This is a genomic window from Gordonia sp. N1V (assembly GCF_029269935.1).
GTDB lineage: Bacteria > Actinomycetota > Actinomycetes > Mycobacteriales > Mycobacteriaceae > Gordonia > Gordonia polyisoprenivorans.
Genome location: NZ_JARJDD010000001.1, coordinates 319,259 through 332,688 on the forward strand (window position 1 = coordinate 319,259; position 13,430 = coordinate 332,688).

Here is a 13,430-nt window from a genome sequence, read left to right on the forward strand (position 1 = left end):
GTTATTCGACGACCGTGAACCCCGCCAGCATCCAGCGTCCGTCCTGCTTGGTGAGCGTCACCAACACCCTGGACTGATACGGGATGCCCTGGGGCACCTCGCTCGTCAGCTCCGGTGAGGTGATGGTCTGATCCAGGCTGACGAGCACGACGGCGTTGTCGGCGCTCATCGACTCGATACCCCCGTGTGCGGCGGTGGCCTTGGAGACGCCCTTGGCGTTGGCGTTACCTGCTCGGGCGTCCTGCGAGGACGCGATGAACGTCTTGGCGAAGTCGGGGGTGGAGATCTGGCGGATACGCGCGTCGAGATCGCCGTAGTTCGACGAGTCGTAGGTGGTCAGCGTCGCGGCGTAGTTCTTGGCGGTGTCGATCACGGTCTTCCGGTCGGCATCGGACGGCCCGGCGGCCGCCGCACTGTCGGCGCTGTGCAGGCGATAGGCCAGCACACCGGTGGAGACCCCGAGTCCGACCACGAGCACGACGAGCACCGCAACCACCGCGAACAGGGCACGGCTCCCGCCCACCGTCAGGCGCCGGCGCCGTGCGGGTCCCGACGTCGCAGCCGACTCGTCGTCACCGAGTTTGCGCGGCACCCGATCCGGGTCCGACGAGCGGGCCGCCTTGCGTTCGGCGTCGGCGCGCAACCGCTCGCGCTCGCGGCGATTGGCCTCGAGGAAGCCCTCGCCGTCGAGCGGCGTGGGTTCCGAGATCCCCGATCCGGCACGCTCACCTGCACCGACCGAGTCCTCGCCCGCTGTTACGGTGTCGACGTCTGCCCTGGTCTCACTCTCATCGCCATCGCCGGCAAGCGAGCTCTCGTCCACTGGAGAACTCTGCGTTGATCGGCGTGCTGACTTGGGCATGGCCACCAATGTAGCGGCAGTATCTGTGGCGCCGGTCACGGGTAGACATATCAAACATATGATTCGGAGGCGGCCGTGGCGATCCACGGGCGACGCACGCACCCGGATTCGACCCGACGCCGGATGCGTGGCGCACTCACCTCGACGGTCTACGGTGGCACCAATGAAATCCAGCGCGACATCATCGGCACGACCCTCGGCGTCCGAGCGTCCGGAAGGTCGCGCGGGCGGCGCCGACGACCGTGCGCGCCTGCGCCGCCGCCCGCAGCTGTCCGAGGAGGTCGCCGCGCACCTGAGGCACCTGATCATGACCGCGGACTTCCGGCCCGGCGAGTACATCCGCCTCGACGAGACCGCCGAGCGGCTCGGGGTGAGCGTGACACCGGTCCGCGAGGCCCTGCTCACGCTGCGCGGTGAGGGAATGGTCAGCCTCGAGCCTCATCGCGGTTACCGGGTCTCCGATCTCGACCGCATCGACGTCGACGACCTCTTCTGGCTGCAAGGTGAGATCGCGGTGAAGCTCGCTCTGCGCACCGCCGAGGTGATCACCTCCGAGGAAATCGCCGACCTCGAGTGGTGTAACCAGAAGTTGCGCTCGACCGTGGCCTCCGGCGACACGGCGGCCATCATCGACGCGGAATTCGAGTTCCACCGGCGCCACAACGTGATCGCGGCCGGGAAGAAACTCGCCTGGTTCCTGCTCTCGGCGGCGCGCTACACCCCCACCCAGCTCTACGCCTCCGACCCGGAATGGGGCGAGGTCGCCGTGGACAGTCACGACCGACTGATCGCGGCCTACCGCGCCGGCGATCGCGACGAGGTGATCGCTCAGACCCGCCGCCAATTCGACGACGGCGCCGAGCGACTGGTGAAACACCTTGAGCAGACCGGCATCTGGAACGACGTCGACAGCTGAAATCGCGTTGGACGTAGGGTCAGACGTTCCCCAGGTCCGCCGAGACCCACTGATCTGTCCGGACGGTCACGCGGGTCTGGGTACCGTGCTCGGCGGCGGCGAACTCGACATAGCGGTCCACCTTCTCGGCCGGCAGATACCGCGCGGCCATCTCCACGAGATCGGCACGCGTACCCGGCGCGGTATCGATCACCGGCCCGGACACCGCGACGTACCGGATCGACGGGTCGAGACGCTCGACCATCAGCGAACAGCGTCCGGCAGTGTCGAGCAGGCGCATCTTGCGTGAATCGGCTCCGGTCAGAAACCACAGGTCGCCGCCTGGGGTGTACTGATACCAGATCGGCACCACGAGCGGAGCGCGGTCGGCACCCGCCTCGATCGAGAGCGCACCAATGTGGGGCTCGGCCAGAAAAGCTTGTCGTTCTTCGATACTCAGAGCCATGCCACCAGGGTAGTCGCAGGCGCCGCCAGCGTCGCCGGAGCTCGATCTCGGTGGGGCGGGCGGGGCTCGAACCCGCGACCTACGGATTATGAGTCCGCGGCTCTAACCGACTGAGCTACCGCCCCAGCGGGCACGTCGTGCCCGAGCAGCGACAATACCGCACGGTGTGGCAGCCCCGATCACGCGTCGACCTGGCGCCTCGGGCACAACCGACCGCGGTGCGCCCGGGCACTAGACTCGACGGCGTGCCTGACGCGGTAGCACCGACGACGCGTCCGGCGAGCGAACGAGAACCAGCAGAACAGGAGTGACGGCGCATGGCCGGGGTCGATGACGCAGGACCGGGGCGAGGGCTCCCCGAAAGCCTCGTCGACGTGGCCGCCCGACGCATCCGCGACGCCATCTTATCCGGGGCGTTGGCGCCGGGCGAGAAGATCGTCGAGGAGAATCTCTGCGCGAGTTTAGGTTTCAGCAGGGCGCCGATTCGGGAGGCGCTCCGTCTACTCGCACAACAAGGCCTCGTCGAGCATCTGCCCCGCCGTGGCGCGCGGGTGGCCGAGTGGTCGCCGCGAGACATCCTGCAGCTGTTCGAACTACGTCAGTTGCTCGAGCGCTTCGCCGTCGAATCGGCATTGCCGCTGGCCGATCCGGAGACCCAGTTGGCGCCGGTTCGCGCCGCGATCGAGCAACTCGAGAACGCCTCCGACGAGTTGGAGAAGGACGACGCCCACCGGCGTTTTCACGCCGCCGTCGTGGGACTCGCCGGCAATCGGCAGCTCGACATCGCCCTGGCGCCGATCCTGCTGAAGCTCCAGCTGCCGATGGCGGTCAATCTGCGCGCGGAGACCGCCGATCACGGTTCGCACGACGGGTTGCGTCGCCACCACGACATCCTCGCCGCACTCGAGGCCAACGACGTCGAGGCCACCGTGGCGGCGCTGCGCGATCACGGCCACCTTCGATACCTCGACCTGGTCGCCGCGCTCGACGACGACGCGGCATCCGCCTGACAACCAACTCGCACGCGCTCCGACACTCCTGCGGGCATGCCGCGTGTGACGCCGCCTAACACGAACGACACACAGTTGTTCTACGGTCGCCATGATTCTGTCGACAATCGACGATATGAACATTCGCAGCGACTCCCGTGGGCCCCTCGGAGGTCCGACCATCGCAGAAATTCTCGACAGCCACATCAGCGGCGGCGGATCGCCGACACGGACCGCCCGGCGCGTGGCCGACTCCATCGCCGCCCGCGGAGACGACGGAACCTGGATCTCGACGGTTGCCGGCGATGACCTCGTGCGCGCCGCCGCCGACCTCGAGGCACGCCCCGGTGCCCGCGCGCTGCCCCTCTACGGGGTCCCGTTCGGGGTCAAGGACAGCCTCGACGTCGCCGGCGTGCCGACGACACTGTCGTGCCCCGACTACGCCTACACACCCGACACGACCGCGCCTGCGGTGCAACGCCTGCTCGATGCCGGCGCCCTCTACGTCGGCAAGACCAACCTCGATCAGTTCGCGACCGGACTCAACGGCACGCGTACCCCGTATACGGTGCCGCGCAGCGTATACGGCAACGAGATGATCTCGGGCGGTTCGAGTTCCGGTTCCGCCCTCGCGGTGGCGCTCGGTGAGGTTCCGTTCGCTGTGGCGACGGACACAGCGGGCAGCGGTCGGGTGCCGGCGGCCCTCAACGGGATCGTCGGCTACAAGCCCTCGCGGGGATTGATCAGCACGGTCGGACTCGTCCCGGCGTGTAAGTCGTTGGACTGCATCACCGTGATGGCCGGAGGCATCGACGACGTCGACCGCGTGATGGCGGTGATGACAGCCCGCGACGACGCCGACCCGTGGTCCCGCTCGCCTGGAGCGGACCACCGCGGTGGCCTCACCGTCGGACTGCCGCCGATGACGCAGCTGGAGTTCTTCGGCGACGACGCCCTGCGCGAGGCTCACCAGGCGTTCCGGGAACGACTCGCGCACATGCACTTCCCGGTTCCCGTCACCATCGAGGAGATCTCTCTCGAACCGTTCCTGGCCGCGGGCGAATTGCTCTACGCGGGTCCATGGGTCGCCGAACGACTCGTCGTCTTCGGCGAGTTCCTCGCCGACCATCCCGACTCGATCCATCCGGTCGTCCGCGAGATCCTCGAGGGCGCAACCGAGTACACCGCGGTCGATGCCTTCGCCGCGATGCAGCGACTCGCCGAATTGCGCGCCGAGGTCAGCCGGATCTGGGACGGCATCGACGTCGTCATCGTACCCACGATCGGCCGCACCTTCACCGTCGAGGAGGTGCTTGCCCAACCCCTGGCGACCAACACCATGCTCGGCCACTACACCCACTTCGGCAACCTCCTCGACCTCACCGGAGTTGCTGTCCCACAAGGACTCACCGCCGACGGCCGACCGCACAGCGCCATGGTGCTCGGCAACGCCCTGCACGACGACGCGGTGTTGCAGATGGCGGCGAATCTCCTCGACGAGCCGCGTCATCACCCTGAGCAACAGCACCCCGAGCTCCATCAACCCAGGCATCGGCACCCCGAGCATCGGCACCCGGCCGAATCCGACTCGGACGCAATCACTCCCAGGCCGTAACCAACCGCCACCCCGTCGCTCACACCCCCCGGAGACCCCATGGCCGTGACCATCCCTGCCACACCCGCCCCGATCGACCTCGATCTGGACCACACCGCACTGCTGATCATCGACATGCAACGCGACTTCCTGCTTCCCGGCGGTTTCGGCGAGTCCCTCGGCAACGACGTCACCTTGCTGCAGAAGGTGATCCCGCCGCTCGTCGACCTTCTCGCCGCTGCACGTCGAGTGGGCATGCCCGTCATCCACACCCGAGAAGGACACGAACCCGATCTCTCCGATTGCCCGCCGGCCAAGCTCCGACGTGGCGCGCCGAGCAAACGCATCGGTGACACCGGGGTGTTCGGCCGGATTCTGATCAGGGGCGAGTACGGACACGACATCATCGACGAACTCGCGCCCGCCGCGGGCGAAGTGGTGATCGACAAACCGGGTAAGGGCGCCTTCTACGCCACCGGCCTCGCAGAGACCCTGCAGGATCGCGGCATCACCTCACTGCTCGTCACCGGGGTCACCACCGAGGTCTGCGTCCACACCACCACACGCGAGGCCAACGACCGCGGCTACGAGTGCGTCGTCGTGTCCGACTGTGTCGGTTCGTATTTCCCCGAATTCCAGCGTGTCGGCCTGGAGATGGTCGCCGCCCAGGGCGGCATCTTCGGGTGGACCGCCCGCAGCGCCGACGTCATCGCCGTCATGGGCGATCCCGACACCGACAACGCCGCTTCCTGATCCACCCTGCCGGACAGCGTCGTCCCCCAGTCCCCAACACCCCTGGCCCCAACACCCCTGTCCCCCGCCCCCCCCCCCCGACACAACATCCGCCCGAGCATCTGAAGGAATCGCGATGAGCGCCACCGCCGAAACCACCTCTCCCGCAGCAAATCCGTCCCCGACACCGAACCCACGGATCCCCTGGTGGACTCGCGGTGACACCAACGCGTTCTTCGGCCTGGGTTTCAACATCCTGGTCAACGTGTTGACCCTGACCGGCCTCATGATCGGTGTGGTCAAGATCCCTGCCGACGATGTCTTGGGGACAGTGCTTCCAGCCCTCGGCGTCGCGTTGATCCTCGGCAACGTCTACTACACGTTCCTGGCCCGCCGCCTGGCCGGTCGTGAAGGCCGCACCGACGTGACCGCGCTGCCGTACGGCCCGAGCGTGCCCCACATGTTCATCGTCGTCTTCGTCGTGATGCTGCCCGTCTACCTCAAGACCAAGGACGCGATGCAGGCCTGGGAGGCCGGTGTCGCGTGGGCGTTCATGATCGGCGTCATCGTCATGATCGGGGCGTTCGTCGGGCCCTACGTCCGAAAACTGACCCCGCGCGCCGCGATGCTCGGCACCCTGGCCGGCATTTCGCTCACCTTCATCGCGATGCGCCCGGCCGGCCAGATGTGGGACGCCGCCTGGATCGGGCTGCCGGTGCTGGGCATCATCCTGATCGGTTTCTTCACCGATGTGCGGCTACCCGGCAACATCCCCGTCGGCCTGGCCGCACTGTTGGTCGGTACGGCGATCGGCTGGATCGGTGGCTTCATGTCGGTACCCGACCTCACCGCAGCGGTCTCCGACATCGCGGTGGGCATCCCCGACCAACGCTTCGACATGCTGTTCTCCGGACTGGGACATCTCGCCCCACTGCTCGGGACGGCGATCCCGTTGGGCGTCTACAACTTCACCGAGGCGATGAGCAATGTGGAGAGCGCCGCGGCGGCCGGCGACAGCTACAACCTGCGCAGCGTGCTGCTCGCCGACGGCGCCGGTGCGTGCATCGGTGCGGCGTTCGGGTCACCGTTCCCGCCCGCGGTCTACATCGGTCACCCCGGCTGGAAGGATGCCGGCGGTCGGGCCGGGTACTCCCTGGCCAGTGGGCTCGCGATCGGTGTGCTGTGTTTCGCCGGGCTCTTCGGTGTGCTCGAGGCGTTGCTGCCGGTTCCGGCGATCGTCCCGATTCTGCTCTACATCGGCCTGCTCATCGGCGCCCAGGCGTTCCAGGCGGTGCCACGTCTACATGCAGTCGCGGTGGTCGCCGCGATCCTGCCCAACCTCGCCCAGTGGGGCAGCGGGCTGATCGACAATGCCCTGTCCGCCGCGGGGACGACTGCCGACAAGGTCGGCGACGCCGCTCTCGGCAATGCCGGCCTGGTCTACAGCGGCCTGACCACGCTCGGCCAGGGTGCGGTACTGGTCGGACTGATCCTGGGCACCATCGTGACCTTCATCCTCGACAAGAAGTTCCACTACGCGGCGATCGCGTGCGGCGTCGGTGCCGTGCTGTCGTTCATCGGGCTCATCCACGCACCGGAGGTGGCGTGGGCGGCCAATCCGGCTGTGGCCCTGGGTTACCTCTTCTTCGGCCTTGTCTGTCTGGCCTACTGGTTCCTCCCGGGAGCCCGGACACCGGTGGTCGTCGACGAGGCCGACGTCGTCGCCGGTCACTGAGCGCCCGAGGGACTGCTCGGGCGGCGCGAACTGGCGTTTTGTTCTTTGCCCGATCCATGCGCTAGAGTCAGCGTTCGGTTCTGATGCCGCCCCGACGGGGTGACACCGGCACCACCCGAGCAGTCCCCCATAGCTCAATTGGCAGAGCATTCGACTGTTAATCGAACGGTTACTGGTTCGAGTCCAGTTGGGGGAGCAAGAAAACCGCCTGGTCACAGGCGGTTTTTTGCGTTTCGCCTCACACCACGTGGGTCATCGATGCCGGCGAGTCGGCCGGGGACAGGGCAAGCACCTCATCGAATCCGGCGACGACGCTCTCGGCGAAGATCTCCGGTTCGGTGATCGACGCCGCATCGAAATTGATTCCCAGACAGGCAATACCGTTGTGGGTGATCATCGTCGCCATGACCGCGCAGCCGGGCAGCGGGCCGAAGGGATACATCCGTTCCACCTTGGCGCCGGCGACGTAGGTCTCCCATGGGATTCCCGGTACGTTGCTGGCCTGCAGGTCGTTACCGCTCGTGGCTCCGCTGAACTGTCCCAGCAGTCGTCCCGGTATCCAGGCCAGTACCGATCCCATGGTGTTGAACACGTCGACGGCGGGTTCGGTGCGTGCCGCCCGCACCTGCTCGCGGATCGTCAGCACCCGCTCGAAGGGGTCGGCGATGCCGACGGGACCGGCCATGCGGCCCACCGCAATCCGATTGCCTCCCTCGGGGTCCTCGGGTCGGCGCACCGAGATCGGAATCGCCACCGGGATCGCCTCGACCGGCCGGCCGAGGCGTTCGTGATAGATGCGGAATCCGCCGATCAGCCCGCCGAGGTACACGTCGTTGACCGAGGCTCGTACGGCAGAACCGGCGGCTCGCAGATCGGCGAAGGGCACCTCGAACGCCGCGAACCGCCACGACAGACTGCGGTGGGCCAGCAGCGGTGACCCGGGTGGGCTCACCAGACCTGCCACCCGTGGCACCGAACGCCCATAGCGCAGTACCTTGCTCAACGCTCGTTTCGGGTCGACAAGTGCACGGGCACCGCTCACCACGACGTCGACGCGATGCGGTACCCGCGCCACCTCGTCGCCGATCTGCCGACGCAGCACCTCCAGCGCCGAGACGTCGACCGGGACGGGCTCGGGCGGCTGCGGCTTGTCGGGTTTCGGCTCGCGGGTGGTCGAATGCAGTTGCGCCAGTGCGATGATCGCGCCGAGACCGTCGGTCAGCGCGTGGTGGCCCTTGAGGAAGTACGCCGCCTTGCCGTCGGGCAGCCCCTCGATGAGATAGCCCTCCCACGGTGGCCGCGCCGGGTCGAGCGCGGTCATCGCCAATTGTTCACAGGTGGACAGCAATTCGCGCATCGAGCCGTCCCCGGCCAACCGTAGCCGGCGAACGTGATAATGCAGGTCGAACTCGGGGTCGATCGCCCAGCTCGGTGTGCCGGTACCGAACGGCGAGTCGATCACCCGCTGCCGAAAGCGCGGCGCCATACGGCTCCCCCACTCGTGGGCGGCGATCAGCCGATCCCAGTCCGGCACACGGTCATAGATCTCCAGCATGCAGATCGTTCCGCGTAGCCGGCGATCACTGTCACCGCGCCACATCACGGTGTCGACCGGGCTCATATGCGGTTCGGTGCCCCAGTCGAGTGGACGGTCCTCGCTCATCCGATCACTTCCTGGTCCGGCGCTGCCCCGCCGTCCTCGCCATGGTCGACCGGCCAATCGGCCAGTGTCGAGATGAATTGCTGCCGAACCTCTTCGGCGTGGCGCCCGATGTCGTCGGCGCTCCACGACGAGGTATCCACCGGCTCGAGCACCTTGACCTCCACCACCCCCGGCTTGATCAGCTGCGCCCCACGCCACATCAGCTCCCCCGTATTGCGCAACACCACCGGGACCACCGGTACCCCGGCCTGCATCGCGATGTGAAAGGGCCCCTTCTTGAACGGGCCGATTCGTGGTGTCGCCGAACGGGTTCCCTCGGGTGCGACGACCAACGAGGCGCCCTCGTCGCGGAGTTTCGCCACCGCGGGCGCGAGTTGCTCGATGGCCTTCCCGGCGTCGGCACGATCGATGAACACCACCCCGGCGGCGTCGAGGACCTGCCCGAAGACCGGCAGCCGGCCGATCTCCTTCTTCGCGACGCCCGTGGCATCGGAGCGAACCAGATGAATCATCACCGGCAGATCGAGTTTCGACTGATGGTTGAAGACGAAGACGCACGGGCGGGCCGACGTCAGATACTCTGCGCCACTGGTGACCTTGACACGCACCCCGGCCAGCGCGAGCCCGACGTCCATACCTCCGGACACCGCGGACTGCATCATCTCCGCCGACCGGTCCCGCCGCACCAGCCCACCGAGCACCCCGACCGCCGCCGAGGTGAGAAAGGTGCCGTAGAACGCGCCGGTGCGCACCGCCATCTCGAGTCGATTGTGGGTCGGGTTGCGCAGATCCAGGATCGGCCATCCCCGGGCTTGCGCCTCGGCGCGCAGGACATGTTTGGGCGACACCGCCGCCGGATGCCCCACCGACTCCAGGTACGGAATGTCCTCGTTGCCGTCGCTGTAGGCGAACGACGCGTCGAGATCCATATCGTGTTCTCGCGCCAGCGCACGCACCGCCGCCGCCTTACCCGGCCCCCACAATGGCCGGCCCACCACCCGACCGGTCACCACGCCGTCGATCACCTCCACGTCGGTGGCCAGGGCGTGATCGGCGTCGATCTCACGGGCGATCGGGGCTATCTGGAACCGCGTCGCCGACGACGCGATGACGATGCGGTGGCCCATCGCCCGATGGGCACGCAGGATCTGCCACATCTGCGGTCGCAGCTGCGCGGCCGTCTCGTGCTTGAACAGGCTCTCGCCCAACGCGAGTAGGTCCTCATAGGTCTTACCGGCGAACGTCGGTCGGGTCGCGTCGAGCACCTCGGCGTAATCCTGCTCGGACTCGACGCCGCGCAGTCCGATGAGCAGGAAGTCGGCGAGTTCACCGAGTCCGAATTCCATGCTGCGCACCCGCGCCCCGATGATCGCGGTCGCCGAGAATCCCTCGATCAACGTGCCGTCGTAGTCGAAGAACGCCCCGATCTGTTTGCCGCGCTTGGCCGATCGGATCTCGGCGAGTCGCGCGGCGAGCGCGCTCACCGGATGCCCCCGGCCTGCTCGCCCTCGATCGCCGCGATCTTGGCCAGCCTTTCGCGCATCTCCTCGACCTCGTCGAGCCACGCCCGCCGCGCCACGGCGAGATCGACACCCCGCTCGGAGCCCTCCGCCGGGCTGATCAGATGACGGTTCTCGGCAAGACGGAATGCAGCGTCGTACAGCTCGGTCGACACCGAGTCCTTGCTGCGGATCACCGCCTGCAATTCCAGCTGGCGGCCGAGTCCGAGACAGTCGGCGAGCACCTGCTCCTTGTCGATGGGCGCGTCGTCGAGGGCGACGAGTCGTTGCGCGACAACGAGTTGCGCGTCGAAGAACGTCTGCAGTGTGCGCCGGGCGAACAGCGCACCGGACGTGGCGAGCAGGGTCTGGTGGATCCATTCCGGGGTCGGTGGGGTCTCGCGCCACTCGGGTGCGATGAGATCCAATTCTGCGCCGAGTCGGTGCAAGAACACCTCTTTGGTGGGAAAGAAGAACTCGAACTTCAGCAGATCGCGGATGCGCAATGCCTCCTGCTGGGAGGCGGAGAGCATCGCATCCACATCGGCCTCGAGATCACCGCGATCGGCAGCCACCAAGGCCATCTCGACGATCGCCCGGTCGACGAAGTGGTGCAGGGCGCCGTTGCGGTAGTACGCGGCGACGGCATGATTGCCGGGTGCGATCGACCAGACGGTGTCGGTGCCGCCGTCGAAGCGGGTGAGCACACCCGCGGTGGTGAGCTCGCGCAGGGTCGAGAGCAAACCGAGGCCGCGGCACAATTGTGCGTCCGGACCGGGCAGCCCCCGGCGGTCGATGTAGTCCAGCAGCGGCTCGAGGATCTCCTCGATCTCGCCGGCGGTGTAGGCGCGCTCGCCCGCGCCCAGCAGTGCGAAACCCGCCAAGGACGTTGCCGAAATCGGTGTGGCGGCATTGATCTCGTCCATCACCCGGAACGCGATCTTGTCCAGTGCCGCCGGATCGTCCCCACCCTCGACGATGGCCTCCCGCAGCGAGAAGGGCGTCCCGAAGCGTACCCGCGCCTCACCGAGGTGGGTGCGTTGAGCCTTGGCGTACTTCAGCAGCCAGGTGACGTCCTCGGGCTTCTTCGCACCACCGGCCGATTCCCGTGCCATCGCCGCGATCTCGTGGAGTTGGTCGTAGACGATCGAGGTCGGCACCACCATCATGTCGGCGTCGTCGAGCTGTTCGATCGCATCGACCACATACGACAGCAGGCCGAGTTTCGGTGGGCGGAGTTTGCCGGTTCGGCTGCGGCCGCCCTCGATGTACCACTCGAGGTTGAAGCGCTTCTCGACGATGAACGACAGATACGAGCGCATCGCGAACTTGTAGACCGGGTCGCCGCCGAACTTGCGCCGGATGAAGATCACCCCCGCACGGCGTGCCACCGGCGCGATCGGCCAGATCGCGAGATTGTTGCCACCGAGGACCAGATTCGGCGGGAAGTCATGGCTACGAAGGACTTCCGAGAGCACCAGGGTGTCGACGTAGGAGCGGTGCGAGGGCAGGAAGATCAGACCGTGGCTCTTGTTCAGCGTGCGCAGCCGGCCGAGGGTGTCCAGATCGACCGATACCGTCCACGCGCGCTCGTAGAGCGCGCGGAATGTGGAGGAGAACACGTCGTCCATGAGTCGGCTCTGGGTGGCCACGAAGGCCGACATCTTGTCGGTGGCCTCGGCCATCACCGCGGCCACCGGCCGGCCGAGGTCGGCGGCGAGTTTGGCCGCATTGTCACGGAAGCGTGCCGAGGAACCGATCTGTTCGGCCACCAGCCGCGGCACCTTGTATCGGTCACCGACGATCTGGCGTTCGGCCCGTTCGGCCGACAACGCCGCCTGTACCCCCACGAATGCGGTGAAGGCCTCCCCCTCCGCCGACGACTGCTCGTGCCTGGCACGCAGATCGGCGACCGTGGCCGCCTCCCCGACGGCCACCCGCACCCGATCGGGTCGGCGTTTCTTGATCGCGTTCTGCCGGAACGCCGGCGGTCGCCGCGGATTCGACAGCACGAGAACGTCGGCCACCGACACCCGCCGCTCGCCCTTGCGGACCGGGGGGAGCCACACGACGCGCGCGGGGATGAGCGTGGTCTCGGGTTCGAGGTTCTCGGCATCGATCTCGTCGAGGGTCCGCAACAATGCATCGGGATGTGCGGTCTGCGCCCACTCCGCCACCACCTGCCGCTCGCACGGCGTCCCGACCTCCGCGAGCACGATGTCTGTCAACGACCGCCACCTCTCCTCATCCCGGCGACTCCGGGCAACGGCCATTGTGGCCCACAACACACCGCACGCTCAGCTGAACGCCGGGAATCGCCTCGTGTCGCCGTCCGACTCGGCCCGGGCAGGCTTGCCGGGCCCAAAGACCCGACTTGGCGGGCCAAGGTCCCGATCTCACGCAAACACCCCGTCACCGCGGGCGCCAAAGCGTAGCGTTCCCGACATGAACGCAATGTGGGTGATGCCGGCCGTCGCACTGGTTTCCTGCGTGATCATCGGCATCGGATTCGCGATCGGGATTCCCGGCAGAAAAGACTGACCAGACCAGAACCAATTGACGTTGAGCCCGGACCGGTGATGACATCGGTTCGGGCTCAACGTGTTTGCGTACGGCCGCTGCCCCTGCACGCCTCCTTGGGCCCATCGATGCATGAACCCGCCACCGGAGTGTGAGACACCTCACCTGCGCTCATTGCGAGTGAAACACCGCGCTCACTGCCCATTCGGACAGGTATGCCCCCATACTTCTGTGCATCGTCCACGAAGTACCGAGGGAGGCGACCATGACTGCGACCGCCGATCACATCTGGGGGCGTCCGCGCCCGATCCCCGACCGCTGCTCGGGCATCCACACCTACGCGGGTGGCTGCGTCTACAACGCCGACGACCCGCACCGACCGATGTATCCGGCCGAATTGCGTCCGGGTATCCGTTCCGAAGCGGCCTGAGCGCACTGCTCGGCACAGGCCTCTGAGCGCACTGCACGGCACAGG

11 protein-coding genes, 2 tRNA genes and 1 pseudogene are annotated in these 13,430 nt (G+C 67.2%); 8 read left to right on the forward strand and 6 right to left on the reverse strand.

What is annotated here, in order from left to right; genetic code table 11:
- Position 1: 1 nt before the first annotated feature.
- On the reverse strand, positions 2 to 862 hold the full coding sequence (locus P3L18_RS01415) for a hypothetical protein (protein ID WP_240523955.1): 861 nt from the start codon (positions 860 to 862) through the stop codon (positions 2 to 4).
- A gap of 105 nt (positions 863 to 967) precedes the next feature.
- Between P3L18_RS01415 and P3L18_RS01420 the strand changes: the two are divergent.
- Together P3L18_RS01420 and P3L18_RS01425 are read left to right on the forward strand one after the other, a co-directional pair.
- Positions 968 to 1,066: pseudogene (locus tag P3L18_RS01420) on the forward strand (acyl-CoA dehydrogenase family protein); the annotation flags it as partial.
- Positions 1,026 to 1,778, forward strand: coding sequence for a GntR family transcriptional regulator (locus P3L18_RS01425; RefSeq protein WP_006371488.1), 753 nt, complete (start codon positions 1,026 to 1,028; stop codon positions 1,776 to 1,778). The pseudogene P3L18_RS01420 and the gene P3L18_RS01425, both read left to right, overlap by 41 nt.
- Before the next feature lie 19 nt (positions 1,779 to 1,797).
- On the opposite strand, the gene P3L18_RS01430 is transcribed toward P3L18_RS01425, so the two are convergent.
- Positions 1,798 to 2,223 carry a pyridoxamine 5'-phosphate oxidase family protein gene (locus tag P3L18_RS01430; RefSeq protein ID WP_276113009.1) on the reverse strand — a complete coding sequence of 142 codons (426 nt, stop codon included), beginning with the start codon at positions 2,221 to 2,223 and terminating at the stop codon, positions 1,798 to 1,800.
- 51 nt (positions 2,224 to 2,274) lie between these two features.
- Positions 2,275 to 2,348, reverse strand: a tRNA-Ile gene (locus tag P3L18_RS01435).
- Between the two features lie 192 nt (positions 2,349 to 2,540).
- Between P3L18_RS01435 and P3L18_RS01440 the strand changes: the two genes are divergently transcribed.
- From P3L18_RS01440 to P3L18_RS01460, 5 genes are all read left to right on the forward strand, one after another.
- Positions 2,541 to 3,233, forward strand: a complete 693-nt coding sequence (locus P3L18_RS01440) for a GntR family transcriptional regulator (protein ID WP_276113010.1) — start codon at positions 2,541 to 2,543, stop codon at positions 3,231 to 3,233.
- 115 nt (positions 3,234 to 3,348) lie between these two features.
- Positions 3,349 to 4,827, forward strand: coding sequence for an allophanate hydrolase (locus tag P3L18_RS01445; RefSeq protein WP_276113011.1), 1,479 nt, complete (start codon positions 3,349 to 3,351; stop codon positions 4,825 to 4,827).
- A gap of 39 nt (positions 4,828 to 4,866) precedes the next feature.
- Positions 4,867 to 5,559, forward strand: a complete 693-nt coding sequence (locus P3L18_RS01450; protein WP_276113012.1) for a cysteine hydrolase — start codon at positions 4,867 to 4,869, stop codon at positions 5,557 to 5,559.
- Positions 5,560 to 5,674: 115 nt separating this feature from the next.
- Positions 5,675 to 7,273 (forward strand): regulator, encoded by a 1,599-nt coding sequence (locus P3L18_RS01455; RefSeq protein ID WP_276113013.1) that lies wholly within the window; start codon positions 5,675 to 5,677, stop codon positions 7,271 to 7,273.
- A gap of 123 nt (positions 7,274 to 7,396) precedes the next feature.
- Positions 7,397 to 7,469: transfer RNA gene (locus P3L18_RS01460), tRNA-Asn, on the forward strand.
- A gap of 42 nt (positions 7,470 to 7,511) precedes the next feature.
- Here P3L18_RS01460 and P3L18_RS01465 read toward each other — a convergent pair.
- From P3L18_RS01465 to P3L18_RS01475, 3 genes are read right to left on the reverse strand one after another with little or no spacing between them, the layout of a single operon-like run.
- Positions 7,512 to 8,936 (reverse strand): wax ester/triacylglycerol synthase domain-containing protein, encoded by a 1,425-nt coding sequence (locus P3L18_RS01465; RefSeq protein WP_276113014.1) that lies wholly within the window; start codon positions 8,934 to 8,936, stop codon positions 7,512 to 7,514.
- Positions 8,933 to 10,420 carry an HAD-IB family hydrolase gene (locus tag P3L18_RS01470; protein ID WP_276113015.1) on the reverse strand — a complete coding sequence of 496 codons (1,488 nt, stop codon included), beginning with the start codon at positions 10,418 to 10,420 and terminating at the stop codon, positions 8,933 to 8,935. Before P3L18_RS01470 ends, P3L18_RS01465 begins: the two co-directional genes overlap by 4 nt.
- On the reverse strand, positions 10,417 to 12,663 hold the full coding sequence (locus P3L18_RS01475; RefSeq protein WP_276113016.1) for a glycerol-3-phosphate 1-O-acyltransferase: 2,247 nt from the start codon (positions 12,661 to 12,663) through the stop codon (positions 10,417 to 10,419). The genes P3L18_RS01470 and P3L18_RS01475 overlap by 4 nt, the downstream gene beginning before the upstream one ends.
- 557 nt (positions 12,664 to 13,220) lie before the next feature.
- Here P3L18_RS01475 and P3L18_RS01480 point away from each other — a divergent pair.
- On the forward strand, positions 13,221 to 13,385 hold the full coding sequence (locus tag P3L18_RS01480) for a hypothetical protein (protein ID WP_172398841.1): 165 nt from the start codon (positions 13,221 to 13,223) through the stop codon (positions 13,383 to 13,385).
- Positions 13,386 to 13,430 lie beyond the last annotated feature (45 nt).